The 25,843-nt window shown below is 36.1% G+C and carries 25 protein-coding genes; 15 read left to right on the top strand and 10 right to left on the bottom strand.

The annotated features are described in order from the left end of the window. Positions 1 to 113: 113 nt before the first annotated feature. The gene (locus tag APB85_RS10335; RefSeq protein WP_057481805.1) at positions 114 to 1,088 is read right to left on the bottom strand and encodes a transporter; all 975 of its coding nucleotides are present in this window, start codon (positions 1,086 to 1,088) and stop codon (positions 114 to 116) included. 230 nt (positions 1,089 to 1,318) lie between these two features. On the opposite strand from APB85_RS10335, the gene APB85_RS17625 reads away from it, so the two are divergent. From APB85_RS17625 to APB85_RS10315, 4 genes are all read left to right on the top strand, one after another. Beyond that, positions 1,319 to 1,471: a DUF4834 family protein gene (locus APB85_RS17625; protein WP_308430009.1), complete on the top strand. Its 153-nt coding sequence runs from the start codon at positions 1,319 to 1,321 to the stop codon at positions 1,469 to 1,471. A gap of 80 nt (positions 1,472 to 1,551) precedes the next feature. Continuing rightward, on the top strand, positions 1,552 to 3,969 hold the full coding sequence (locus APB85_RS10325; protein WP_057481807.1) for a YfhO family protein: 2,418 nt from the start codon (positions 1,552 to 1,554) through the stop codon (positions 3,967 to 3,969). A gap of 7 nt (positions 3,970 to 3,976) precedes the next feature. Next, on the top strand, positions 3,977 to 5,266 hold the full coding sequence (locus APB85_RS10320; protein WP_057481808.1) for a glycosyltransferase family 4 protein: 1,290 nt from the start codon (positions 3,977 to 3,979) through the stop codon (positions 5,264 to 5,266). A 1-nt stretch (position 5,267) separates the two neighbouring features. Then, positions 5,268 to 6,731, top strand: coding sequence for a polysaccharide biosynthesis C-terminal domain-containing protein (locus APB85_RS10315; RefSeq protein WP_057481809.1), 1,464 nt, complete (start codon positions 5,268 to 5,270; stop codon positions 6,729 to 6,731). 81 nt (positions 6,732 to 6,812) lie between these two features. On the opposite strand, the gene APB85_RS10310 is transcribed toward APB85_RS10315, so the two are convergent. Continuing rightward, positions 6,813 to 8,018, bottom strand: coding sequence for a hypothetical protein (locus tag APB85_RS10310; protein WP_057481810.1), 1,206 nt, complete (start codon positions 8,016 to 8,018; stop codon positions 6,813 to 6,815). Between the two features lie 190 nt (positions 8,019 to 8,208). Then, positions 8,209 to 10,995: an excinuclease ABC subunit UvrA gene (gene uvrA, locus APB85_RS10305; protein ID WP_057481811.1), complete on the bottom strand. Its 2,787-nt coding sequence runs from the start codon at positions 10,993 to 10,995 to the stop codon at positions 8,209 to 8,211. Positions 10,996 to 11,233: 238 nt separating this feature from the next. Between uvrA and APB85_RS10300 the strand changes: the two genes are divergently transcribed. Both APB85_RS10300 and APB85_RS17325 read left to right on the top strand, forming a co-directional pair. Beyond that, complete coding sequence (locus APB85_RS10300; RefSeq protein WP_057481812.1) at positions 11,234 to 11,818, top strand: RNA polymerase sigma factor; 585 nt, start codon at positions 11,234 to 11,236, stop codon at positions 11,816 to 11,818. 58 nt (positions 11,819 to 11,876) lie between these two features. Then, positions 11,877 to 12,029 (top strand): hypothetical protein, encoded by a 153-nt coding sequence (locus tag APB85_RS17325; RefSeq protein ID WP_169929156.1) that lies wholly within the window; start codon positions 11,877 to 11,879, stop codon positions 12,027 to 12,029. A 144-nt stretch (positions 12,030 to 12,173) separates the two neighbouring features. Here APB85_RS17325 and APB85_RS10295 read toward each other — a convergent pair whose 3' ends face one another. Beyond that, a complete protein-coding gene (locus tag APB85_RS10295) occupies positions 12,174 to 12,830 on the bottom strand; it encodes an endonuclease III domain-containing protein (protein WP_057481813.1) in 657 nt (218 codons plus the stop codon). Between the two features lie 92 nt (positions 12,831 to 12,922). On the opposite strand from APB85_RS10295, the gene bcp reads away from it, so the two are divergent. Beyond that, positions 12,923 to 13,378: a thioredoxin-dependent thiol peroxidase gene (gene bcp, locus APB85_RS10290; protein WP_057481814.1), complete on the top strand. Its 456-nt coding sequence runs from the start codon at positions 12,923 to 12,925 to the stop codon at positions 13,376 to 13,378. A 67-nt stretch (positions 13,379 to 13,445) separates the two neighbouring features. Here bcp and APB85_RS10285 read toward each other — a convergent pair whose 3' ends face one another. From APB85_RS10285 to porX, 6 genes are all read right to left on the bottom strand, one after another. Continuing rightward, positions 13,446 to 13,820 carry a DUF4258 domain-containing protein gene (locus APB85_RS10285; protein ID WP_057481815.1) on the bottom strand — a complete coding sequence of 125 codons (375 nt, stop codon included), beginning with the start codon at positions 13,818 to 13,820 and terminating at the stop codon, positions 13,446 to 13,448. Between the two features lie 37 nt (positions 13,821 to 13,857). Then, complete coding sequence (locus APB85_RS10280; protein ID WP_057481816.1) at positions 13,858 to 15,057, bottom strand: alanine dehydrogenase; 1,200 nt, start codon at positions 15,055 to 15,057, stop codon at positions 13,858 to 13,860. Between the two features lie 59 nt (positions 15,058 to 15,116). Continuing rightward, positions 15,117 to 15,416, bottom strand: a complete 300-nt coding sequence (locus APB85_RS17495; RefSeq protein WP_229792198.1) for a hypothetical protein — start codon at positions 15,414 to 15,416, stop codon at positions 15,117 to 15,119. A 232-nt stretch (positions 15,417 to 15,648) separates the two neighbouring features. Next, positions 15,649 to 15,795, bottom strand: coding sequence for a hypothetical protein (locus APB85_RS17320; protein ID WP_169929155.1), 147 nt, complete (start codon positions 15,793 to 15,795; stop codon positions 15,649 to 15,651). A 281-nt stretch (positions 15,796 to 16,076) separates the two neighbouring features. Next, on the bottom strand, positions 16,077 to 16,481 hold the full coding sequence (gene tsaE / locus APB85_RS10270; protein ID WP_057481818.1) for a tRNA (adenosine(37)-N6)-threonylcarbamoyltransferase complex ATPase subunit type 1 TsaE: 405 nt from the start codon (positions 16,479 to 16,481) through the stop codon (positions 16,077 to 16,079). An 83-nt stretch (positions 16,482 to 16,564) separates the two neighbouring features. After that, positions 16,565 to 18,115, bottom strand: coding sequence for a T9SS response regulator signal transducer PorX (gene porX, locus APB85_RS10265; RefSeq protein WP_057481819.1), 1,551 nt, complete (start codon positions 18,113 to 18,115; stop codon positions 16,565 to 16,567). Between the two features lie 188 nt (positions 18,116 to 18,303). Here porX and APB85_RS10260 point away from each other — a divergent pair, with 188 nt between their 5' ends. From APB85_RS10260 to sucD, 8 genes are all read left to right on the top strand, one after another. Further along, positions 18,304 to 19,533 (top strand): HD domain-containing protein, encoded by a 1,230-nt coding sequence (locus APB85_RS10260; RefSeq protein WP_057481820.1) that lies wholly within the window; start codon positions 18,304 to 18,306, stop codon positions 19,531 to 19,533. A gap of 24 nt (positions 19,534 to 19,557) precedes the next feature. Beyond that, on the top strand, positions 19,558 to 20,586 hold the full coding sequence (lpxD, locus tag APB85_RS10255) for a UDP-3-O-(3-hydroxymyristoyl)glucosamine N-acyltransferase (protein ID WP_057481821.1): 1,029 nt from the start codon (positions 19,558 to 19,560) through the stop codon (positions 20,584 to 20,586). Next, the gene (locus APB85_RS10250) at positions 20,576 to 21,976 is read left to right on the top strand and encodes a bifunctional UDP-3-O-[3-hydroxymyristoyl] N-acetylglucosamine deacetylase/3-hydroxyacyl-ACP dehydratase (RefSeq protein WP_057481822.1); all 1,401 of its coding nucleotides are present in this window, start codon (positions 20,576 to 20,578) and stop codon (positions 21,974 to 21,976) included. The genes lpxD and APB85_RS10250 overlap by 11 nt, the downstream gene beginning before the upstream one ends. A gap of 5 nt (positions 21,977 to 21,981) precedes the next feature. After that, the gene (gene lpxA, locus APB85_RS10245) at positions 21,982 to 22,767 is read left to right on the top strand and encodes an acyl-ACP--UDP-N-acetylglucosamine O-acyltransferase (RefSeq protein ID WP_057481823.1); all 786 of its coding nucleotides are present in this window, start codon (positions 21,982 to 21,984) and stop codon (positions 22,765 to 22,767) included. 11 nt (positions 22,768 to 22,778) lie between these two features. Further along, positions 22,779 to 23,345 (top strand): elongation factor P, encoded by a 567-nt coding sequence (gene efp, locus APB85_RS10240; protein ID WP_057481824.1) that lies wholly within the window; start codon positions 22,779 to 22,781, stop codon positions 23,343 to 23,345. A gap of 123 nt (positions 23,346 to 23,468) precedes the next feature. Then, complete coding sequence (locus APB85_RS10235; RefSeq protein ID WP_057481825.1) at positions 23,469 to 24,398, top strand: UDP-3-O-(3-hydroxymyristoyl)glucosamine N-acyltransferase; 930 nt, start codon at positions 23,469 to 23,471, stop codon at positions 24,396 to 24,398. Between the two features lie 6 nt (positions 24,399 to 24,404). Next, complete coding sequence (locus APB85_RS10230) at positions 24,405 to 24,800, top strand: nuclear transport factor 2 family protein (protein ID WP_057481826.1); 396 nt, start codon at positions 24,405 to 24,407, stop codon at positions 24,798 to 24,800. 140 nt (positions 24,801 to 24,940) lie between these two features. After that, positions 24,941 to 25,816, top strand: a complete 876-nt coding sequence (sucD, locus tag APB85_RS10225) for a succinate--CoA ligase subunit alpha (RefSeq protein ID WP_057481827.1) — start codon at positions 24,941 to 24,943, stop codon at positions 25,814 to 25,816. Positions 25,817 to 25,843 lie beyond the last annotated feature (27 nt).

Below are 25,843 nucleotides of genomic sequence, written 5' to 3'. Positions count from 1 at the left end.
AGGGTCTAGTTTCATTTAAACCTAGAAGCTGAAATGAATTCAGCTTGACGTCTTTAAAGTTATTTCTAAACGGTTTTTCTATTTCTAATTTTTAGGAAAAATAAGGTTTAGATTTATTTATCTGAACCATCTCCTTCATCATCGTCTTTGTAAAATCCGGTTTCTTCGAGTTCTTCACCGCGTTGATTTCGCTTTCCTTCGTAGGTATCTTCAATATATTCATCATCTTCGTGGAAATCGAACCGATAAGAAACTCCCGCAGCCACCTGCCATCTTGATGGTGTATCTTTAAAATTAACCAGCCCGGAAATATCCAGTTGAAAATCTTTTCCGAATAAATAAGCAGCGCCACCGCGAACTAAATCATCGGCATATAAATCACTTATATACGTTTGAAACTCCCCAAAAACCGCAAATTTAGGCGTTACGGCATGGGTTAATGTGAATACTCCTCCATAAGACGGAAATTCCTCAGTAAACTTATCTGCAATAAAATTCATAACCAAAACCCAGTTGCCCCAGTTATTCTGAGTGATAATAGCTGCCTTCGGACTTATTTCTGATTCGCCTTCAAACATATATGGGTTATCCCACCAGCTAAAATTTGCACCTCCATAGACAGAAACAGCGGGAATTAGGCTACGTAAATCCAGTCGTTGATTCGCTTTCCAGCTATAAAGATTCACTTCTCTTTCTTTGACACTCACGCCGGGGTCAAAAAGTAGAAACTTAGCCCCTATGGTGTTCGTCTTAAAGTTGGTGGTTTTAAATTCATCTACACTGTTACCCACTGGAATGGAAGTTACCTGATCCTGAAAAGAACCAAAGAAATTAAGTTCAAGGATTTCAGTTAAAAAACCATAACGTAAGCCATAACTCGCTCCAAGAATATCGGTATCACTATTAAACAGGCTATGATTATCATTTCCAAAGTAAGCGCCTGCTTCTAATTGTAAAACATTTTTTCCTACAGCGTAAGCACCCTGAGATTCTCCGGGTCTATTTGAGTTTATGGTTTCTGTATATTGAGCATTTGCGTTAAAAATTCCGAAGAAAATAAAAGCGATTCCTACTTTTAAATAGTGCATATTAGATTGGTTTGTTACTTTCAAAGATAGCAGATTTATTATTTTTTTAGGAAGCTAAGGCTGCTATTCTCAAGGCTTATTTTTATTTTTGTAGAAATTTCCTGAAAATGTTAGAAGCTTCTTTTTCCGATGTATTACAAACGATTCTAATCATTCTATTAGTATATTTTGCCTTTAAATTACTAATTAAATGGTTTGGGCCGCTTATTCTCAAATATTTCCTGCGGAAAATGGGAAAACGTTTCGAACAGCAGTTTAGACAACAGCAAGGTCCTGCGTCTCAAAAAAAGGAAGGAAAAGTAAGCATTGATAAAAAGCCGAAAGCAGGCCGAAAATCTAATAAAAACGTTGGGGAATATATAGATTACGAGGAAATTGATTAATTTCGGGATCAATTTTTTATATTGAATAGGGAAGAAGCTGCCCATTCAGTTTAAATAGAAAGTGATCTAAAAAATTTCAGATGGCCAATCTTAAAAAGTTTTTACCGCATCTTCTCGTTTTGGTAGGCTTCGTAATAGTTTCTTTATTTTATTTTAGTCCCGTTCTTGAAGGGAAAAAGATTTTTCAAAGCGATATCGTTCAGTATATCGGGATGGCCAAAGAGCAAAACGATTTTCGTGACCAAACCGACCAGGAACCTTATTGGACCGATTCTGCTTTTGGCGGAATGCCAACCTTTCAATTAGGCGCATATTATCCGCATAACTACGTTAAAAAACTAGATTCTGTTCTTCGGTTTTTACCAAGACCTGCCGATTATCTTTTTCTGTATTTTATAGGTTTTTACATTTTATTACTTTGTTTAAAGCTCGATTTTCGGCTGGCATTTTTAGGTGCTTTAGCCTTCGGGTTTTCTACCTATCTCATAATTATTCTTGGAGTAGGGCATAATGCCAAAGCACACGCTATAGCTTATATGCCGATGGTTTTAGGCGGGATTATCCTCACTTTTAGGCAAAAATATTTATGGGGATTTTTATTATTATCACTGGCAATGGCCCTTCAAATAGGTGCGAACCATTTTCAGATGACATATTATTTACTGCTGCTGGTTATCGTCCTCGGCATTTCCTATTTGATCGATGCCTACCGAAAAAATATACTTCCGAAATTTTTTAAAGCGTTAGGAGTAATGGTAGTGGCAGTTATATTGGCCATAGGTGCTAACGCTACCAATTTACTTGCCACACAAGAGTACACCGCCCACAGTACCCGAGGTGATACAGGTTTAACAATTTCCCCTGATGGTTCTGATAAACCGGCTGCGGGCTTAACATTCGATTATATCACCGAATATAGCTACGGGATAATGGAATCTTTAAATCTATTTATTCCAAGATTTATGGGTGGTTCTAATGCTGAAGATATTGGGAAAGACGCTGAAATTTATGATTCCTTACTGAAACTTGGTGCTTCCCCGGTTCAGGCAGCCGATTTTGCTGAGAATGCACCAACATATTGGGGGGATCAGCCATATGTAGGCGCGCCGGCTTATATTGGGGCAACGGTATTATTTCTCTTTGTTTTTGCACTTTACCTTGTAAGAGGCCGATTAAAATGGTGGATTGTTGGTGGAAGTGTGCTGGCGCTAATTCTTTCCTGGGGCAAGAACTTTGGGTTTTTTACTGAATTTTTTATCGATTATGTTCCGTTATATAATAAATTCCGTGCGGTTTCTTCCATACAGGTGATCATAGAATTGTGCGTTCCGGTCTTAGCCGTTTTCGGACTTTATAAATTATTTGATCCTAAACTTCAAAAAGAGACAAAAGTATACGCGCTTAAATGGTCTGGTATTATCGTAGGAGGAATTGGGCTTGCTTTATTGCTTTTCCGTTCAGTACTGTTTGATTTTAGCGGTGCAGGAGATTCGGCTTTAATTCAGCAACTGGGAGCCGATTTTGTTAGAGCACTTAAAGAAGATAGAAAGACTATTTATACCGAAGACCTTATTAGGTCGCTTATTTTTTCAGCATTAACAGCAACGGCAATTTGGTTGTATATAAAAAAGAAAATTACCCAAAACTGGCTGGTTCCGGCCCTGGCACTTTTAATTCTTGTAGACCTTATTTCGGTAGATAAACGTTATGTGAATAATGATGATTTTGTAAGTGCAAGACAAATGGATCGTCCGTTCCAACCTAATGCTGCCGATCAGCAAATATTGCAGGATGATGGTCACTACCGCGTTTTTGATGTTTCCGGAAGTCCTTTTAATACGGGTAGAACTTCTTATTTTCACAATGCCATAGGCGGTTATCATGCCGCCAAACCGGGCAGAATGCAAGATTTGTATGATTTCTATATTTCGCAAAACAATATGGAAGTTCTAAATATGCTGAATGCCAAATACTTTATTGTTCCTTCTGAAGGGGGCCAGCCACAGGCACAGCAAAATCCAAATGCCTTTGGAAATGCCTGGTTTGTAGATAATATTAAATGGGTTGAATCTGCCAATGAAGAAATATTGAATTTGAAAGAAGTTGACCTTCAAAATACTGCGGTTGTAAATTCAGAATTTAAGAGTGAAGTTTCTGAAGATTTCAAAGCTACCGGAAATGCAGAAATTCAATTACAAAGTTATCAGCCTAATGAATTGGTATATAAAACCAATGCCTCTTCGCCTCAGTTTGTAGTTTTCTCTGAAATGTATTACCAGCCGGGCTGGCAGGCATATTTGGACGGAGAAAAAGTTGAACATGTTCGTGCTAATTATCTGCTACGAGCTATGAATATTCCTGCAGGCGAACATACTGTAACTTTTAGATTTGAACCCGAAGTAGTAAACACCGGCAGCAGCATTGCCCTGGCAAGTTCTATAATATTGGTTTTAATTATTTTAGGCGGATTCTATTATAAATCCCGAAACCGGGAATAGTTCTTAAATGGAGAAGATACTCATTATAACTTATTATTGGCCTCCGGCCGGTGGTCCCGGTGTGCAGCGCTGGCTTAAGTTTGTAAAGTATTTACGTGATTTTGGAATTGAACCGGTGATTTATATTCCTGAAAATCCTAATTATCCTATGTTGGATAATTCCCTGGAAAACGAAATTCCTGAAGGAATAACTATTCTAAAGGCGCCTATTTTTGAACCTTATCAAATAGCGGGACTTTTTTCTAAAGATCAAACTAAAACCATTAGCAAAGGGATTATCGCTGATGAAAGAAATCAGTCATTTTTGCAGAAATCTTTACTTTTTATCCGTGGTAATCTATTTATTCCTGATGCGAGGAAATTTTGGATAAAACCATCTGTAAAATTTCTTAAAACCTATTTGAAGGAAGAAGGTATTATAAAGATAATAACCACGGGACCACCGCATAGTTTACACCTTATTGGTTTAAAATTGAAGCAGGAACTCGATTTAAAATGGATAGCCGATTTCCGTGATCCCTGGACTCAAATTGGATATCATAAAAAGCTAAAACTTACTGAATCCAGTAAAAAGAAGCACTTAAGCCTTGAACGGGAAGTTTTAAATTCAGCTGATCAAATTATCACTACCAGTTTTACTACGAAAGCTGAATTTACAGAAAAAACCAGCAAACCAATAAGCGTAATTACCAACGGATTTGATGCTGAAAAAAGTGAAGCGCAAACCAACGAATTGGATGGTAAATTTAGTATTTCCCATATTGGTTCTTTGCTTTCGGAAAGAAATCCCGAAAATCTCTGGAAAGCCCTGGCAGAGCTCGTAAAAGAAAATTCAGATTTTGAAAAAGACCTGGAATTAAAGCTGGCTGGCACAGTAAGTGAAGAAGTAGTCACTTCAATTAAATCGGCTGGACTAGGGGATAAGCTTCAATTACTTGGTTATTTAAGCCATAAACAAGCAATTGCTCTTCAACAGAAAAGCCGGTTACTGTTATTAATTGAAATTAACAGCGAAGAAACCCGGGGAATTATTCCGGGGAAATTGTTCGAATATTTAATGTCTAAAAGACCAATTTTAGCTATTGGCCCACAAAAATGGGATGTTCAGCAAATCTTAAAAGAAACCGATTCAGGCGAGTATTTTCAATATTCAGAAAGAAATAAACTTAAAGGCGTAATTTTATCTCAATACGAGAAATATAAAGAGGGAGATACTAATTTTGTGAAAGGAGAAATCTCTCAATACGGCAGGAAAAATCTAACAGAGGAACTGGCGAGTTTGATAAAGAGCGTATAAAATGGGTGTAATTATAAAGCAATCTTTTACCAACTTAATTACAACCTATTTTGGTTTTGCCATTGGCGCGATTAACACACTATTTTTATTCACATATTTCCTGGAGCAGGAATATTATGGGCTTGTTACGTTTTTACTTTCGGCAGCAAGTTTACTTTGGCCATTTATGGCCTTTGGGGTGCATAGTACGCTCGTAAAATTCTTTACTTTTTATAAAACGAAACAGGAAAAAGACAGGCTTTTAAATTTAATCCTGTTCCTACCTTTAATAGTTTCTGGAATATTAGGATTAATTGGAGTGTTGAGCTATTCTTTTCTAATCGATTATTTTACACAAGGGAATGGACTTATAAGGCCTTATATCTGGTTGATCTTTCTAATCGCTTTCGCCACTTCGTATTTCGAGATCTTTTTTGCCTGGTCTAAGCTTTATTATAAAAGTGTCTTTGGAAACTTTATGAAAGAGGTTTTTCATAGGTTCTGCATCAGTCTATTGCTTTTAGCAGTTTATTTTAACTGGATTACGGTCCATCAGTTCATTTACTGTATTGCTGGAGTTTTTATATTGCGACTCATTGCGATGATGATGTATGCATTTTCGCTATACTTCCCTAAACTAGATTTTAAATTTCCACAGAATTTATCTCCTGTCTTAAAATATACTTCATTAATCCTTATAGCAGCTTCTGTAGCTACGGCTTTGTTAGACCTGGATAAAGTGATGATAGAATATTTTATGCCCATAGAAAATGTCGCTATCTATGGAATTGCAATTTATATCGCGACAGTGATTTCGGTGCCGCAAAAGGCCATGCATCAAATTACAAACCCGATGACAGCTGAATTCCTCAATACAAAGAATAAGAAAAGTCTTGAAGATCTTTATAAAAAGAGTTCTTTAAACTTATTGATTGTAAGCTTGCTCATTTTTATCCTGATAATCACAAACGTAAAACAACTGTACGAACTAATTCCCGATGAATATGAATTGAGTATTCTAGTGGTTCTGTTGATCTCCCTGGTGAAGCTTTACGATAATCTTTTGGGAAATAATAATAGCATTCTTTTTAATTCAGATTATTATCGAATTGTACTCTTAATAGGCGTTCTTCTTGTGCTGGTAGCGTTTGTTTTAAACCTGGTTTTTATTCCCAGCTTTGGGATAGAAGGAGCGGCAATTGCGAGTTTTATAGCCTTTTTTATCTATAATTCGGTTAAAATTTGGTTGGTTCATAAAAAATTTAGTTTTCTCCCTTTTACTTCAAAAACCTGGCTAGTATTATTGGTTGGGGGAATTTTGTCTTTCGGTTTTTATTTCTGGGATTTTGGTTTTCATCCAATATTGAACATTGCTTTTAAGTCTATTTTGATAGGAATAAGCTATGTAGCCTTAGCGTATTTTCTAAATTTTTCTTCAGAAGTAAATAGCATAATCAATAAAGCCCTAAGGCTAAAAACTTCCTAAAAACGGGAAACCCCCGAAACTTTTTGAAGCTTCAAGGGGTTTCCAACTAACCAACCAAAAAATTAAATTATGAATTCTTTATTATCTGTTATTCACATTTCGTGCCGAACTTCTTCCTCGTGAAGAAGAATTTGATGTTCTACCCGAAGACCTTGTATTCGTACTGCTTTTTACCGCTCTGGTATTACTACTTCTGCTACTTCTGCCAGTAGCTTGAGAACTTCTTTGTTTAGGCGCGGTTCTAGCTCTACTTGATTGTCTGGTAGGAGTACTTTTAACAGTTCTACTATTTCTAGCAGATGAATTTACTTTTCTATTAGAAGACCTACTGCTTACCGCTTCACTTCTCTTGGTTCTGCCTGTTCTGGCTTCACTTCTGGAACGGGTATTTCTATTTTTTACAGCATCATACGTATTTGTACCTCTGGATGATCTTACAGCATTTCCGCGAGAGTTGGTGCTGCTATTTCTTTCAGAGCTAAAAGTTCTACTTCTGCTTCTGTTTTGAGTAGCTTTAGATCTTTCAGAATTACGATTACTTCTCACATTATTTGTGTTTGAAGCTACTCGGCCTTCGTCATTTCTAATTTCTTTTAGATCTCGTTTTCCTGAAGTTCTTCTTCCATGATTATAGGAAACTGCTGTTTGATTTGGTCTGTAAAAATTTCGATTTACATTTTTTGTATAATAGTTATTGTAATAATTTACGTGCTGCACATAAGTTACCCGATTCGGTTGATAATATGCTCTATACGGCTGACCAAACACAATGCTTACACCACTTCTGGGTCTCGAATAATACTGGTGCCACGGTCTATACACATATCTATTATTGTAATGATTTATATAACCGGTATAATTGGTAATTCGGTTAAAACGGTTGTAGTGAATATGTAAACCTCCAACTCTTGCAATGCGGCCACGACGGTTATAATCTATAAAAACATCACCGGCGCGAATAATTCTTCCGTAGTAATCATAAAAAACCGGAACACTTTCAATTTGAATTACCGCTCCATAATCGTCATATTGCACGTAAGCATCATAATTATGTCCCGAGTTATAACTGATATTCATATTTGGAGTAGAAATATTTACAACATTTGTTCTTCTAAATTCCGGATTGTAATAGAAGTCAAATTCCCCATTAGGATAAACGGCAAACTCAACACCATTTTCAACAAAAATAAGAGCATCGTTGTAGGCTCTGGGGGCAGTAGCATCAGAAGCTGCTGAAGCCGATATGCCAATAAATAAAAAGCTGATTAAAAAGGCGATATTTTTCATAGTTTGCGTTTTAGGTGATTAAAGATGATTCTCATTAGAATCAAAACATAAAATACAAACCGCGTGCCAAAAAAAGAAAACCTCTAAAAAAGCTGGTTTTTAGAGGTTTTATATTGAAAAATGAATATTTCATTAAAAAATATTCAATACAAATTAAATTTAGCACGTATTTTTTCAGAAAAGATAATAGCTATAATTTCTCTTTGAGATACTTTCCTGTAAAAGATTTTTTTGACTTAATAATTTCTTCGGGAGTACCGTTTGCAACGATACTTCCTCCGTTTACTCCACCACCTGGGCCAATATCAATAATATGATCGGCACATTTCACCAAATCCATATTATGTTCTATCACCACAACGCTATGTCCTTTCTCAATAAGAGCATTGAAAGATTTTAATAGCTTTTTAATATCGTGAAAGTGAAGTCCGGTAGTAGGTTCGTCAAAGATGAACAATGCTTTTTCTTTGGTAGCACCTTTTACTAAGAATGAGGCCAGTTTTATTCGTTGTGCTTCCCCACCTGATAGAGTAGAAGAGCTTTGCCCCAATTGCACATAACCAAGACCAACATCTTGTAAAGGTTTTAGTTTTCTAACAATTTTATCTAGTTTGTTTTCGGCAAAAAAGTTAGTGGCGTCATCGATGGTCATATTCAGTACATCGTCAATATTTTTTCCTTCAAACTGAACTTCCAGCACATCTTTTTGAAAACGCTTCCCGTTACAGGCTTCACATTCTAAATGAACATCGGCCATAAACTGCATTTCTATGGTTACTTCTCCCTCACCTTTGCACACTTCACAGCGACCACCTTCTACATTAAAAGAAAAATGTTTGGGTTTAAAACCTCGAATATTCGATAACTTTTGGTCAGAAAAAAGGTTTCGAATATCATCGTAAGCTTTAATATAGGTTACGGGATTGGAGCGAGAAGATCTACCAATTGGATTTTGGTCTATATATTCTACGCTACCCAGGTTTTTAAAGTCGCCTTCAATATCGGTGTACTGGCCGGCTTTTTCTCCATAGCCTCCAATTTTCTTCTGAACTGCCGGATAAAGAATTTTCTTTACCAGCGTACTTTTTCCACTTCCTGAAACTCCGGTTATCGCGGTAAAGGTTTTAAGTGGAATGGTTACATCTATATTCTGAAGGTTATTTTCTCTTGCTCCCAAAATCCTGATTTCTCCTGAAGCTTTTCTGCGCTCTTTAGGTACAGGTATTTCCTCCTTTCCATTAAGATATTGTGCGGTGAGCGATTTTGATTTTAAAATTTGCTTCAGGGTTCCCGTGGCTACAACTTCACCACCGTGGGTTCCAGCTTCGGGGCCAATGTCAATAATTTCATCGGCAGCGTTCATAATATCCTCATCGTGTTCTACCACAATTACGGTATTGCCAAGATCACGCAAGTTTTGAAGCACCCCAATTAACCGTTCTGTATCACGCGGATGCAAACCAATAGAAGGTTCATCTAAAATATACATAGACCCTACCAAACTACTCCCCAGGGAAGTTGCCAGGTTAATTCGCTGCGATTCTCCACCAGAAAGCGTGTTTGATTTTCTATTTAATGTGAGATAATCTAAACCAACTTCAGATAAAAATTTAAGTCGGTTGTTTATCTCTGTAAGCAGTCTTTTCGCTATTTGTTGGTCGTATTCATTTAATTTTAGGGTATCAAAAAACTCCCGAACTTTATCTAAGGGTTTTTCAACTAAATCGGTAATACTATGGTCGTCAATTTTTACATAATCGGCTTCCGGCCTCAAGCGTTTTCCTTTACAGGTGGTGCAACGCGTTTTTCCGCGGTAGCGGGAGAGCATCACTCTATTCTGAATTTTATAAGCTTTACTTTCTAAAAACTGGAAGAAGTCGTTTAAACCTTCAAAATGTTTATTTCCATTCCAAACCAAATCTTTTTGTTTCTGCGTTAGCTGGAACCAGGGTTTATGAATTGGAAAATCGAATTTATGCGAATTATTAACTAATTGATCGCGGTACCAGCTCATGCTATCGCCACGCCATGGAAAAATGGCGTTTTCATAAATAGAAAGTCCAGTATTTGGAATCACCAGGTCTTCATCAATTCCTATAACATCACCGTAGCCTTCGCATTTAGGACAGGCACCATAAGGATTATTAAAGCTGAATAAATGAACATTAGGTTCAAGGAAACTAATCCCATCTAACTCAAATTTATTGCTGAAATGTCTCTTTTTTCCAGATTTTAAGTTTTCAATATAAAGTTCTCCTTTTCCTTCAAAGAAGGCTGCATCGGTAGCATCGGCCAATCTATTGTAAAAATCTTCTTCGTCTTTGGTGATAATTCTATCAACCACCAATAAAGTATCTTCCGCTTTAACTTTTTCAAGATCAGCCTCATCTATTCTAAGCACATCGTCTTTTACCTTAATTCGGCTATAACCTTGTTGCGCCAGAACTTTTATTTTTTCTGAAAGCGTTCGGCCTTCTTCTATATGAATTGGAGCAAGCAATAATAACTTTTCGCGCTCTTCAAAAGATTTAACGTGGTCTATTACATCTGCCACGCGATCTCGTTTCACCTGATTTTCCGAAATAGGGGAGTAGGTTTTTCCAATTCTCGCAAATAGGAGTTTTAAATAATCGTAAATTTCGGTAGAAGTTCCTACGGTAGAACGAGGATTGGTAGAATTTACCTTTTGTTCTATAGCAATAGCAGGCGCAATACCTTTAATATAATCTACCTTAGGTTTATTTAGCCTGCCTAAAAACTGGCGTGCATAAGAAGATAGGCTTTCAACATAGCGGCGCTGGCCTTCAGCATAAAGGGTATCAAAAGCTAAACTGGATTTCCCGGAGCCGGAAAGTCCTGTAATCACCACCAATTTATTTCTGGGAATAACTACATTTATATTTTTAAGATTGTGCAGTTTTGCACCTTTTATAATTATGTTCTCCTTAGGATCTACCTCGGCAACGTCAATATTCATGCTCATTTTTCTAGTTCAAGGATGCAAAGATACTTAATAAGCAGCAGGGTAAAAAGCCATAAAATTCTTATTGTATTGTTAAAAAATTAAACTTTTGTTTGCTTTTGTCGAATATATCTTGCTATATTTGGTCATTCATATTTAATAAAAAGATACCTGCCTATCGCATAAAGTTACTTTTAGAAACTAAATAACCTAACCTCGGGAGCCCCTACCATCCTGAACTAAAGTAACTAATATGAATAACGTTGAAATTACTGACGCCGTTCTTGTGCGTAATTACATGGACGGAAGCGAAGCTGCACTAAGCAAACTTATTACCAGGCACCAACACCGAATTTATAGTTTTATTTTCTCTAAAGTTTTTGATCGCGATGTCGCTGAAGATATTTTTCAGGATACTTTTATTAAAGTGATCAATACTTTAAAAAAAGGGAAATATAATGAAGAAGGGAAATTTTTACCCTGGGTAATGCGTATTGCGCACAACCTGGTCATAGATCATTTTAGGAAAAATAAGCGTATGCCTAAATTTGATAATAGTGGCGACTTTAATATTTTTTCGGTTTTAAGTGATTCAGATTTAAACGTGGAAACTCAAATCATTAAAGATCAAATAGAAAATGATGTAAAGGAACTTATTAAGGAATTACCGGAAGATCAATTAGAAGTGCTTACTATGAGGATCTACAAAGATATGAGCTTCAAGGAAATTTCTGAACGTACGGGTGTAAGTATAAATACCGCTTTGGGAAGAATGCGTTATGCATTAATAAATCTTCGTAAAATTATTGAAAAGCATAATCTCGTTTTAACAAAATGATTTATAATATTCCTCAAAAGATTGCGTTAGAATAAGAAACCAACGCAAAAAATATCTAATGGGGAAACTTTACACTAAAAAACTATCTAAAAAAGATCAGTTGAAGAATTTGGAACCTAAAAAAGAGACGGTACAGTTTCTTTTAAATTATTCAAAAGCATTAAGAGTGGTAGATTGCCAGGGAATTAAATTTGGAGCCATTCTTAATTAATCTCAATAAAAAAGACCTGTTTATTAGCCTACAGGTCTTTTTTACTCGATAATAGAGATTCAATACTCCTGGGCTTGCCTAGAAATCTAAAATTTTTTCCATTTAATGTCTTGTTGGCTTGCCGCGATGTGATTTACTTACAAGTTATTTCTTCTTTTTATAATATTCGGTAAGAACTGTTTTTCTTCCAATCGCTTTGGTAATGATATCTTTTTCAAGATCCCAGCCTCTTGCAGGTGAATATTGCCGACCGTACCAAATTATTTGTAAATGAAGTTTATTCCAAAGGTCTTTTGGGAATAAGCGTTTCGCGTCCTTTTCTGTTTGAGTTACATTTTTACCGTTACTTAGATTCCAACGATACATTAGACGATGAATATGTGTGTCTACCGGAAAAGCAGGCACATTAAAGGCCTGGGCCATTACTACACTTGCAGTTTTATGACCTACCGCCGGTAAAGCTTCAAGAGCTTCAAAGCTTTGGGGAACCTGCCCATTATGCTTTTCCAGAAGAATTTCAGATAAACCGTAAATCCCTTTAGATTTCATAGGAGAAAGGCCAACCGGTTTAATTATTTCCTTTATCTCTTCTACTGAAAGTTTTACCATAGCTTTTGGGTTATCGGCTATTTCAAAGAGCTTTGGGGTGATTTGGTTTACTTTTACATCGGTACTTTGGGCTGAAAGTAAAACTGCTATCAATAAAGTATAAGGATCTTTGTGATCTAGCGGGATTGGAATTTCGGGATAAATATCATTTAAGGTATCAATTACGAACTGAACCTTTTCTTGTTTGGTCATATTGTTTAAATTTACTCGATAACTGAGATTGAAAACTAATTATAATACTCTTGAGGTAAACTCAGGATTAAATCGATACAAAAATAGGAAATATGACAACATTAGAAGCCGGGGATAAGGCACCCGATTTTGCAGTAGAAGATCAAGATGGAAATACAGTTAAATTATCAGATTTCAAAGGCAAAAAACTGGTTTTGTTTTTTTATCCAAAAGCGAGTACACCGGGTTGCACGGCCGAAGCTTGTAACCTAAGAGATAACTGGGAGCGTTTTCAGGAAAAAGGTTATGCAATATTAGGAGTAAGCGCCGATACTCAAAAAAAGCAATCCAACTTTAAAAATAAATATGAATTTCCCTTTCCACTATTGGCCGATGAAGATAAAGAAGTGATCCAGGCTTATGGTGTTTGGGGGCCTAAGAAATTTATGGGAAAAGAATATGATGGAATTCACCGTACTACTTTTATAATTGACGAAGAAGGGAAAATTGAAGAAGTGATCAAGAAGGTGAAAACTAAAGCACATACCGATCAAATTCTTTCTGAATAGCATAGAATTTACAAATAGAAAAGAGTTTGTCTATTAGATGGTAATCTTTAGGCAAACTCTTTTTGTTTTAATCTTTTAAAATTGCTTTCTGAATAGTCGCTGTGCTATCGCAATTTTCTATTTGAAGCTCAAGGATCGCTGAATTTACTTCGTTTGTCACCAGATAAATATTGCAAGGTTTTGCATCGGTATTACTTCGGCCAAAATCTACATCACCATCTTCCAGGCTTTTTGATACTAAAGCAGTATCTAATTTATTCGTCTCAAAATAGTTAAAAGCTTCCGCAGAAAATTTACGCTCTTTTATTCGTATATTTTTTAAAACCCGGGCTTCGGGAGAATAATCGCAAGATGTTTTCTTTCCGCCTAAAAAGAACATTAAAAGCATTATTCCAAAGAATAATCCAACGGAGAAATATCCAATTCTATGAATTAATTTCATTTAAAATATTTTGAAGCAACACCGGTTGTAAATTATCTTAAAAAATAAGTAGATTGATATCCCTGTAAGAAAGATCAAACCAGTCGGCTATAGATTTATTGGTTAAAATTCCGTGGTAAAAGTACAAACCATTTCGTAAACCTTTATCAAAACGTAGTGTGTTTTCCAGGCCACCTTCTTCAGCGATATGCAAAAGATAAGGTGTAAATATGTTACTTATTGAAAGTGAAGAAGTTCTCGCATAGCGCGAAGGAATATTTGGCACACAATAGTGCAACACATTGTGTTTGGTAAAAATAGGTTTATCGTGGGTGGTGATCTCGCTGGTTTCTATACAGCCCCCCATATCTATGCTCACATCTATAATTACGGCGCCACGTTTCATACTGCTTACCATATCATCGGTAATAAGCACCGGCGACCGGTTTTTACCCCTCACAGCACCAATTAAGATATCACAGCGTTTAATTGCTTTAGCGAGATTTTTTGGCTGAATTGTAGAAGTATAAAATGTTTGCCTTAGATTAGTTTGAATATTCCTAAGCCGGGTAAGTGAACTATCAAAAACCTTGATACTAGCACCAAGGCCTAAGGCCGATCTGGCAGCAAACTCTCCAACGGTTCCAGCGCCAAGAATTACAACTTCCACCGGAGGCACACCGCTAATATTGCCAAACATTAAGCCGTTACCATTTACATTATTACTCATAATTTCTGAAGCAATTAAAACGGAAGCGGTACCGGCAATTTCGCTTAGCGCACGTACAATGGGATAACTCCCATCATCATCCCTAATAAATTCAAAGCCAAGCGCAGTAATTCTTTTAGTAGCTAATTTCTGAAAATATTCTTTGCATTGCGTTTTAAGCTGAAGCGCAGAAATTAAAATGGTTTGCGGATTCATTAAATCCAGTTCTTCAATAGAAGGTGGTTCGATTTTAAGAATGGTAGGGCAGGAGAAGACTTTTTTGGTGTCCTTAGTGATTTCGGCTCCAGCGTTGGAATAATCTTTATCACTAAAACGTGCCCATTTTCCGGCTCCAGATTCTATTATTACTCTGTGGCCGTGAGCGGTTATCGCTGCAACTGCATCCGGACTTAAACAAATGCGTTTTTCCTGGTAAGAGGTTTCTTTGGGAACTCCAATAAATAACTGTCCCTTGTTTTTATAGATTTCGAGGGTTTCTTCCTGCGGGATTAATTGTTCTTTGGTAAAAGGCGAGACCTGTTTGCCCATAGTTAACTGCTAAAACTTTAGAATATGGAAATTACGACTATTTTTAAAAATAGCATTAATTAAAGTTGCGTATAGTAATCTTCCTGGGCCGGTTCCCAATATTGTTCTTCCTCCTGAAAAGATTTTACTTCACGACGATCGGATTCAGAAATAGGAGAAAAGACAGAGACATCAGTTTCATCGATCTCACTAAGATCTATGCCGTAAATTCTATCGAAGATCTTTACACGAATTAAATATACAATTGAAAGTACTACAATGAAGAATGGAGCAAGATAAACCAGCTGGTTAGTATCCATGGGATTTACCTGTAAGTATGCATCTTCATAAAAAATAACTACTAATTGATAGGTATACATAGATATAGGCACCAATATAGCGTGGTACCACCAATGTTTGCAAGTGAAAAACCAAATAAAGAGTAAAAGAAGAGGAACTATTTTTCCTAGATAAGTCCAAGCCGCAGTTAGTACATCTTCATAATATTTGCTTTCGTATGTAAAAAAAGAAGTTTCCCAAATGGGTCCATTTGGGAAAATCTCATATAAATAGAATAAATATGGTGAAAATGCTATAGTAACTGCAATTATACTACCCAGCAGCAGGAACTTTGATCTTTGATCTGTCGACAGCTTGTTCTTTGATTTGGTCATTGTTGGTATCGTTATCAGAAGATGAAGTTACAAAAAAACTTGCTCCAAAGATTGCTGCTGTAAAAAGTATTGCTTTAAGTTTCATAATATTGAGGTTTTATATTGTTATTTCGTTTTGTTTACTGAAGCAAACCTAGGAAATTATAAAACACTAAAAATTAATACATTAATCGTACTTTTGCGCCCTTTTTTAAGCAAAAAAATCAGGATATTTCAAGAAAAAATATTTTATACTAATAAAAAATAAATATCTATAATGGTCAATAATTTTGTTTTTGTCCTAATTTTAATTTTCAACTATAATGTAATCGCAACTTGTTGCTAACACCATAATTTTAATCGCTTTAAGAAAACATTCATATTTAATTAACATAAATTTAACACTCTCGTTTTTTCATCTTTTACAGATATATCCACTTTTTGGAATTCTTTTTCAAGAAAACTGCTAACATTTTGTGGCCATTCAATAAAAATCCAATTATTGGAGTTTAAATATTCTTCAATACCTATATCTAATGCTTCATTTTCGTCTTCGAGCCTATAGAAATCGAAATGATAAATATTTTCGTGGGGGGTGTGATATTCGTTTACTAACGAAAAAGTGGGACTGGCCACTTTATCTTCGCTTTTTAAAGCTTTAGCCAGAGATTTAATAAGGGTGGTTTTACCGGCACCCATTTCACCATAAAAAAGTAAGACCTTACTTTTTGTATGCTTTAATATATAATCAACAGCTTCATCAATTTGGGCTAAATTGTAGGTAATAGACATTAATAAAATAGATTTTTGGCATAACAAAGATAGGGAATAAATTAATATGCCCTATATTTTGCTAGAAATCAGGGATTAATCCCCTATTTTGGATTCATAACTACAAATGGAATAATCATCTCTTCTAAAGAAACTCCACCATGTTGATAGGTATTTCTATAATAACTTACATAATGATTGTAATTATTAGGGTAAGCGAAGAAAAGATCACCTTTGGCGAATATAAAAGAGCTGCTCATGTTGATGCTTGGTAAATGAATACTCTTAGGATCTGGAGCGGCCAGAACGTCTTTTTCTTCATAAGTAAGACTTTTACCTGTTTTATACCTTAAATTTAAACTGGTGTTTTTATCTCCAATAACTTTAGATGGATTTTTGGCATTTATAGTCCCATGATCTGTGGTAATAATTAATTTGAACCCAAGTTGCCTGGCCTGTTGAATAATATCCAGCAACGGGGAATTTTTAAACCAGCTATGGGTTAATGATCTATATGACTTGTCATTAGATGCCAGCTCCTTTATAACCTCCATTTCGGTCTTGGAGTGGGAGAGCATGTCTACAAAATTATAAACTACAACGGTAAGGTCGTTATCTTTTTGCGTTTTAAAGTTTTCGGCAAGTTTCTTACCGGCTTTTAAACTGGTGATTTTATGATATTCGTGTTTGAAGGTTTTACCCAGTCTTCTTAGTTGTTCATTTAAGAATTCTGCCTCGTGTTTATTTTTTCCACCTTCATCAGTATCGTTTTTCCAATATTGCGGAAATCTTTTTTCCATATCAGAAGGCATTAATCCAGAAAACATCGCATTACGAGCGTATTGCGTTGCTGTTGGTAAGATACTGTAATAAGGTTCTTCCTTTTCTTTTTTGTAATAATTTGAAATTACCGGTTCTAAGGCTTTCCACTGGTCGTATCTTAAGTTGTCTACCACTACAAGCAAAGTAGGCTGATCTTTGGTGATTTCAGGAATTACTTTTTCCTTAAAGATAGTGTGAGACATAATTGGTGCATCAGCATCTTTTTCAAACCAGGAAGGATAATTTTTGTCTATAAATTTACAAAACTGGGTATTGGCTTCATTTTTCTGAGATTCTAAAATTTCGAACATTCCACTGTCTTCCAAACCTTCGAGTTGAAGTTCCCAGTAAATTAATTTCTGATAAAGTTCGGCCCATTCTTCAAAAGTATTCACCTGACTCAGATCCATTGCGATCTTTCGGAATTCCTGCTGGTAATTTGAAGTTGTTTTTTCAGAAATAAGTCGGGAGTGATCCAGGTTCTTCTTAATACTAAGCAGAATCTGGTTCGGGTTTACCGGTTTTATAAGGTAATCGGCTATTTTAGAACCAATGGCTTCCTCCATAATATATTCTTCCTCACTTTTGGTGATCATTACAATAGGAAGATTTTCTCTTTTTTCCTTTATCTCGGCAAGAGTTTCCAGGCCAGTAAGCCCGGGCATATTTTCATCAAGAAAAACTATATCAAAACTTTCTTCTTCAATCTGTTCTAAAGCTTCGGTTCCACTTTGACTGGTGACAACTTCATAATCTTTAGATTCCAGAAACAAAATATGTGGTTTTAGTAAATCTATTTCATCATCTACCCAAAGTATTTTTATCTTATTCATGTCTTATCTTTTTACTCATTAAATGAGGTTTGCTTCTTCTATTTTTGTTTCGACTCTAATAGTCGTTTTTAATTATTGATTTCCTATCAAGTTATACGGAAATCCCTGTTTTTTACAACTTTATTGCCGTTTTTTAGCTTCCAAAGTCTATATATGTATCTTTGTTATAAATTAATACGTTACAAAGCTTGACTTCAACTAATAAACTTAAAATACTAAACGATCCAATTTACGGATTTATTACCATCCCAAGTGAGCGAATCTTTAGTATTATTGAGCATCCTTACTTTCAGCGATTGCGCAGAATTTCGCAAATGGGAATGTCATATTTGGTCTATCCCGGTGCTCACCATACCCGTTTTCATCACGCCATAGGCTGCGTACATTTAATGCAAAAAGCAGTGCAGATACTTCGGCATAAAGGGGTTATGATTTCCGAGGCCGAAGAAGAAGCCCTGCAAATTGCAATTTTACTACACGATATTGGCCACGGCCCGTTCTCCCATGCTATGGAACACAGTATTGTAGAAGGTGTTGATCACGAAAGTATTTCATTGCTTTTTATGGAGGAAATGAACCGTGACTTTAACCAAAGTTTAACGCTGGCACTTCAGATCTTCCGCGGAACATATAGCAGGAGATTCTTAAACCAGTTAATTTCAAGCCAACTGGATATGGATAGGCTAGATTATTTAAAGAGAGATAGTTTTTATACCGGTGCCGCTGAAGGAAACATAAATAGTGAACGCCTTATCACGATGCTAAATGTGGTTAATGACGATTTGGTGATTGAGGAAAAAGGAATTTATTCGGTAGAAAAATTTTTGGTTGCCAGGAGATTGATGTACTGGCAGGTGTATTTGCACAAAACTAGTTTGGTTGCAGAGCAACTTTTAATCAGGGTTCTGAAACGCGCCAAAGAACTTATTGAGAAAGGCGAAAAATTGAATGCGAGTAAATCGCTTTCGTATTTTCTTTATAATAAAATAGGCCCTGAAAATTTTACTTCGGAAACCTTAGCGGTTTTTGCCCGTTTAGATGATTATGATATAGTCTCGGCAATGAAAGAGTGGCAGGATCACGAAGATTTTGTGTTGAGTAATTTGTGTAAAATGATCATTAATCGGGATCTTTTAAAGGTAAAGATCAAAAAGAAAAAACCATCTGCCCAAAAACTCGAAAAACGCCAAATAGCACTTCAGGAAAAACAAAATATTTCAGCAGAAGAAGCAGCTTACTTTGTTTTTAGCGGCGAAGTAACAAACACTGCTTATAAAAGTGAAAACAATAATATAAACATCCTGCATAAGAACGGGAAGATTAGTGATGTAGCCAAAGCATCAGACCAATTGAATTTAAAAGCGCTTTCAAAAACCGTGGTTAAGTATTATATGTGCTATCCGAAGGCCAAACATTAACGCTTTTTTTTTACTTTTGCCAGAATGAAATTTACAGCAGCACAAATAGCAGAGATTCTCGACGGAGAGATTGAAGGTAATCCTGAGGTCGAAGTATCTGAATTAGCTAAAATCGAAGAAGGAGGGGAAGGGTCTCTAACCTTTCTAAGCAATCCTAAATATACTTCTTATATATATTCTACACAGGCTTCTATCGCTATAGTTAATAGTGATTTTAAAGCCGAAGAGCCTATAACTACAACACTTATTAAGGTAAAAGATGCTTACAAGGCATTTTCAACACTTCTTGAGTATTACAACCAAATAAAATTAAATAAACAGGGAATTGAACAGCCCAGTTTTTTATCTGATTCGGCAAAATTTGGTGAGAATATTTATATAGGTGCCTTTGCTTATATAGGGGAAGATGTGAAAATTGGAGATAATGTTAAGCTTTATCCAAATGTCTATGTTGGGGATAATGTAGAAATAGGAGACAATGTTATTGTTTTCCCTGGAGTGAAGATCTATTCTGAAACCATTATAGGTAATAATTGTGTAATCCATAGTGGTGCTATAGTTGGAGCCGATGGTTTTGGCTTTAGCCCGGGAGAAGATGGAAAATATTCTAAAGTACCCCAAATAGGAAATGTGATTATAGAAGATAATGTAGATATTGGTGCCGGTACTACTATAGACCGCGCAACACTGGGTTCTACCATTATAAGAGAAGGTGTAAAATTAGATAACCAAATACAAATAGCCCATAATGTAGAAATTGGCTCTAATACAGCCATTGCTGCACAAACAGGAATTGCAGGCTCTACCAAAATTGGTAAAAACTGTTTAATTGGAGGACAGGTTGGAATTGTTGGCCATCTTCAAATAGGAGATAGGGTTAAAATACAGGCTCAGGCTGGTATTGGTAGAAATGTAAAAGATGATGAGATGCTGCAGGGTTCTCCCGCATTCGGTTATGGAGATTTTAATAAATCTTATGTTCATTTTAAAAACTTACCTAAAACCATAGATACACTTAACCAATTAGAAAAAAAGATTAAGAATGGCATATAAACAGGCGAAACAACATACCATAGATAGAGAGATTTCTCTTGAAGGCGTTGGGCTGCATACTGGTCAAAAAGTGAAAATGACTTTTAAACCTGCTCCGGAAAATACCGGTTATGTTTTTAAAAGAATGGATCTTGAAGGCGAACCACAGATTGAAGCTGATGTAAGTTACGTGGTAAATACCCAAAGAGGAACTAACCTGGAAAAAAATGGTGTAAAAATACAAACTTCAGAACACGTTCTTGCAGCTTGTGTTGGGTTGGATATTGATAATATCTTAATTGAATTGGATGCTTCAGAACCACCAATTATGGATGGTTCTTCAAAATTCTTTGTGGAAGCATTGGAGAAAGCCGGAGTAGTTGCTCAGGAAGCAGAAAGAGAAGAATTTGTAGTAGATCAGGTGATTTCTTACCACGATGAGAAAAGTGGAAGTGAAATTATAGTAATGCCGGCCGATGAGTACCAGGTAACCGCTATGGTAGATTTTGGTACACAGGTTTTAGGAACACAAAATGCTTCTATTTCCCATTTATCAGAATTTAAGGATGAAATAGCTAATGCAAGAACATTTAGTTTTTTGCACGAACTGGAAGCGCTTCTTGATCATGGCTTAATAAAAGGTGGCGATCTAAATAACGCTATTGTTTACGTAGATAAAGAGATAAACGAAGAAACTTTAAAGAAACTCCGTAAAGCTTTTGAAAGAGACAATATCGCTGTTAAGCAAAACGGAATTCTGGACAATTTAACTTTACATTATCCAAACGAAGCGGCAAGACATAAACTTCTAGATGTTGTAGGAGATCTTGCACTTATAGGAACCCGAATTCGAGGAAAAGTAATTGCAAATAAACCGGGACATTATGTAAACACCGAGTTTGCGAAAAAAATGGCTAAAATAATTAAAGCCGAAAAAAGGAATAATGTTCCAAAAATAGATCTGGACCAGAAGCCAATGATGGATGTGAACGATATTATGGATATTTTACCGCATCGTTCTCCATTTTTGTTAGTAGATAAGATATACAGTTGCACCGATAGTTGCGTGATTGGAATGAAGAATGTCACTATGAATGAGCCTTTCTTCGTGGGACATTTCCCGGGAAAACCGGTAATGCCCGGCGTACTTCAGGTGGAAGCAATGGCTCAAACAGGAGGTATTCTTGCGCTGAAATCGGTTCCGGATCCAGAAAACTATCTTACCTATTTTATGAAAATAGATAATGTAAGGTTTAAACAACAGGTAGTACCTGGAGACACTTTAATCTTTAAATTAGAATTACTTGCCCCTATTCGCCGCGGAATTTGCCAAATGCAAGGCTATGCTTATGTAAATGGAAAATTAGCTACCGAGGCTGTACTTATGGCGCAAATTGTAAAATCAAAATAAATTATATGAACCAGCCTTTAGCTTACGTCCATCCCGGAGCCAAAATTGCTAAGAATGTAGTAATAGAACCTTTCACCACAATTCATAATAACGTGGTAATAGGCGAGGGAACCTGGATAGGATCTAACGTAACTATAATGGAAGGTGCCCGAATTGGAAAGAATTGCAGTATTTTTCCGGGAGCCGTTATTTCTGCTATTCCGCAGGATAAAAAATTTGACGACGAAGATACTATTACAGTAATTGGAGATAATACTACTATTCGAGAATGTGTAACCATAAATAGGGGAACTACAGACCGAATGAAAACCGTGATCGGGAAAAATTGCTGGATTATGGCTTATTGCCATATAGCGCATGATTGCATTGTAGGAGATAATTGTATCTTTTCTAACAACAGCACGCTTGCCGGGCATATAAACGTGGGAGACTATGTGATTCTTGCAGGAATGGCGGCGATTCAGCAGTTTTGTAGCATTGGTAGACACGCTTTTGTAACCGGCGGCTCTTTGGTGAGAAAAGATGTACCACCCTTTGTAAAAGCAGGAAGAGAACCGCTTTCTTATGTAGGTATTAATTCTATTGGATTACGCCGAAGAGGTTTTACTACCGAAAAAATACGTGAGATACAGGATATTTATAGAATTCTGTATCAGAAAAACTATAATAACACCCAGGCTGTTGCTATTATTGAAGCTGAAATGCAGGCAACCGCAGAAAGGGACGAAATATTAGAATTCATTAAAAACTCGCAACGAGGTATCATGAAAGGATACTTTAGTTCAAATTAAAACTGATTCAAATGGCAAGTACAAGTGATATTAGAAACGGATTGTGTATTCGTTACAACCACGATATTTATAAGATAATTGAATTTTTACACGTAAAACCTGGAAAAGGTCCTGCTTTTGTACGTACCAAGCTTAAAAGTGTAACTACTGGAAAAGTAGTAGAGAACACCTTTTCAGCTGGGCATAAAATTGAAGATGTTCGTGTGGAGACTCATAAATTTCAGTATTTATATAATGATGGTGAATTTTATCATTTTATGAATGTTGAAGATTATACCCAAATTCGTCTTGTAGAACAAGCTTTAGATCAGCCAAAACTATTAAAAGAAGGCGAAGTGGTGACTGTGATAATCAATACTGAAGATAATGCACCTCTTTCCGTAGAAATGCCTGCAAGCGTTGTACTTGAAGTAACGCATACCGAACCGGGAGTGAAAGGAAATACAGCTACAAACGCCACGAAACCAGCAACCGTTGAAACCGGTGCTGAAGTAAATGTTCCTTTATTTATCAATGAAGGCGACAAAATAAAAGTTGAAACCGACAAGGGTACTTATAAGGAAAGAATGAAAGAGTAGTTCATATTTTTTCCAAAAACTTTTTTCGTCAAGCTGAACTTGTTTCAGCTTCTAATATGTTTTGTTAGTAAACACGTTAGATCCTGAAATAAATTCAGGATGACTAATTTTTTAAATTAGTATATGAAATTTCCACAGGAACATACGCTGCAACAAATAGCTACTATAATAGATGCTCAATATATTGGGGACGCTAATTTTCCAGTAAAAGGAATGAATGAAATTCACGTAGTAACACCGGGCGATATTGTTTTTGTAGATCATCCAAAATATTACGATAAAGCTTTAAATTCTGCTGCTACCGTAATTTTGATCAATAAAGAAGTTGATTGTCCTGAGGGTAAAGCTTTACTAATTTCAGAAGATCCTTTTTCAGACTTTAATAAGCTTACCCAGTATTTTAAACCTTTTCAGAAATCTGGTAAATCCATTTCAGATTCAGCTCAAATAGGGGAAGGCACGCATATTCAACCAAATACTTTTATAGGAAATAATGTGAAAATTGGTAGTAATTGCCTTATTCATTCTAATGTAAGTATATATGATAACGCGGTTATAGGAAATAATGTGATTATTCATTCGGGAACTGTCCTGGGTGGTGATGCTTTTTATTATAAAACGAGGCCCGAAGGTTTTGATAAATTAAGATCTGGTGGCCGTGTGGTTATAGAAGACAATGTTGAAATTGGTGCTAATTGCACTATAGACAAAGGCGTAACTGGAGATACAACTATAAAAGAAGGTACTAAACTGGATAATTTAATCCAGGTTGGCCACGATACTGTTATTGGTAGAAAATGCCTTATCGCCAGCCAGGTAGGAATTGCAGGTGCTGTAATTATTGAAGATGAAGTAACTGTTTGGGGCCAGGTAGGGATGCGCAGCGGCATCACGGTAGAAAAAGGCGGTATTCTCATGGGCCAGGCCGGAATCACTAAATCTACCAAGGCTAACAAAATATATACAGGTAATCCTGCAATGGAATCGAGAGCTAAATTAAAAGAGTTGGCACTTTTAAGGCAATTACCTAAATTGCTGGAAAAATTAAAATAAAAAACTATGGGCATAAAAAGTAAAGAGATTGTTGAGAATTTTTATACTTCGCTATTTAAAGGCGAAGAAGGAGTATTAGACAATTACTTACATCCCAATGTAAATCTTACCTGGTACGGTACCACCGGACTTAAAAAGCTTGATTTTAATGAGATTCTGAATCTTAGAGATGATATGGCAAAAAACTTTGAGGAGTTAAAAGCCGAAGTTGAAAAGCTTGTAGAAGAAGACCATCAAATTGCTATTCAATTTACGTACCATGTGAAAACCATAGAAAATCCCGATGAAGAAATGCCACTAGCCCATTTCATGGCTATCTGGGAATTAAAAGACAAAAAACTTTTTAAGGGTGTTCAAATCTCCCAGCTTGGAGAAGAGATAGACGAAAGTCCCTGGTCTTAAATTTTTAGCTTTCTCAAATAATATAGTTTTAGGCTAAAACTTTAGTTCTATTTTAAGACTAAAAGCCTAATAAACATTCAAAAAACTTTAGGTTTTATTTTTAAAAACCTACTTTTGTAATCGCAAAAATCAAAAAATTTATGAGCGTTTTAGTCAATAAAAATTCAAAAATAATAGTTCAGGGATTTACCGGTAGCGAAGGTACTTTTCACGCTGAACAAATGATAGAATACGGAACCAACGTTGTTGGAGGTGTAACTCCAGGTAAAGGAGGTCAAAAACACCTTAACAAACCGGTTTTTAATACTGTATCTGATGCTGTGGAAAAAACAGGAGCAGATGTTTCTATAATCTTTGTACCGCCAGCTTTTGCTGCAGATGCAATTATGGAAGCTGCAGATGCTGGAATTAAAGTAATTATTACAATTACTGAAGGTATACCAGTTGCAGATATGGTAAAAGCTTACGATTATATTCAGGATAGAGATTGCCGTTTGGTAGGTCCTAATTGTCCTGGTGTAATCACTCCTGGAGAAGCGAAAGTTGGTATTATGCCAGGTTTTGTTTTCAAAAAAGGGAAAGTAGGAATTGTATCTAAGTCTGGTACTTTAACTTACGAAGCTGCAGACCAGGTTGTAAAACAAGGTCTTGGAATTACTACCGCTATTGGTATTGGTGGAGATCCAATTATTGGAACTACTACCAAAGAGGCTGTAGAATTATTGATGAATGATGATGAAACCGAATGTATCGTTATGATCGGTGAAATCGGAGGTCAATTAGAGGCTGATGCTGCTACCTGGATTAAAGAAAACGGAAACAAAAAACCGGTTGTAGGTTTTATAGCTGGTGAAACTGCACCAGCAGGCCGTACAATGGGTCACGCAGGAGCAATTGTTGGTGGAAGTGAAGATACTGCACAAGCCAAAAAAGCTATTCTTAAAGAAAATGGAATTCACGTTGTAGATTCTCCAGCAGAGATTGGAAAAAAAGTAGCCGAAGTTATGAAAGGCTAGAATATTTTCTAGATAATATTAGAATCC

This window comes from Salegentibacter mishustinae, assembly GCF_002900095.1.
GTDB lineage: Bacteria > Bacteroidota > Bacteroidia > Flavobacteriales > Flavobacteriaceae > Salegentibacter > Salegentibacter mishustinae.
This window is presented reverse-complemented; position numbering and strand designations above follow the sequence as displayed.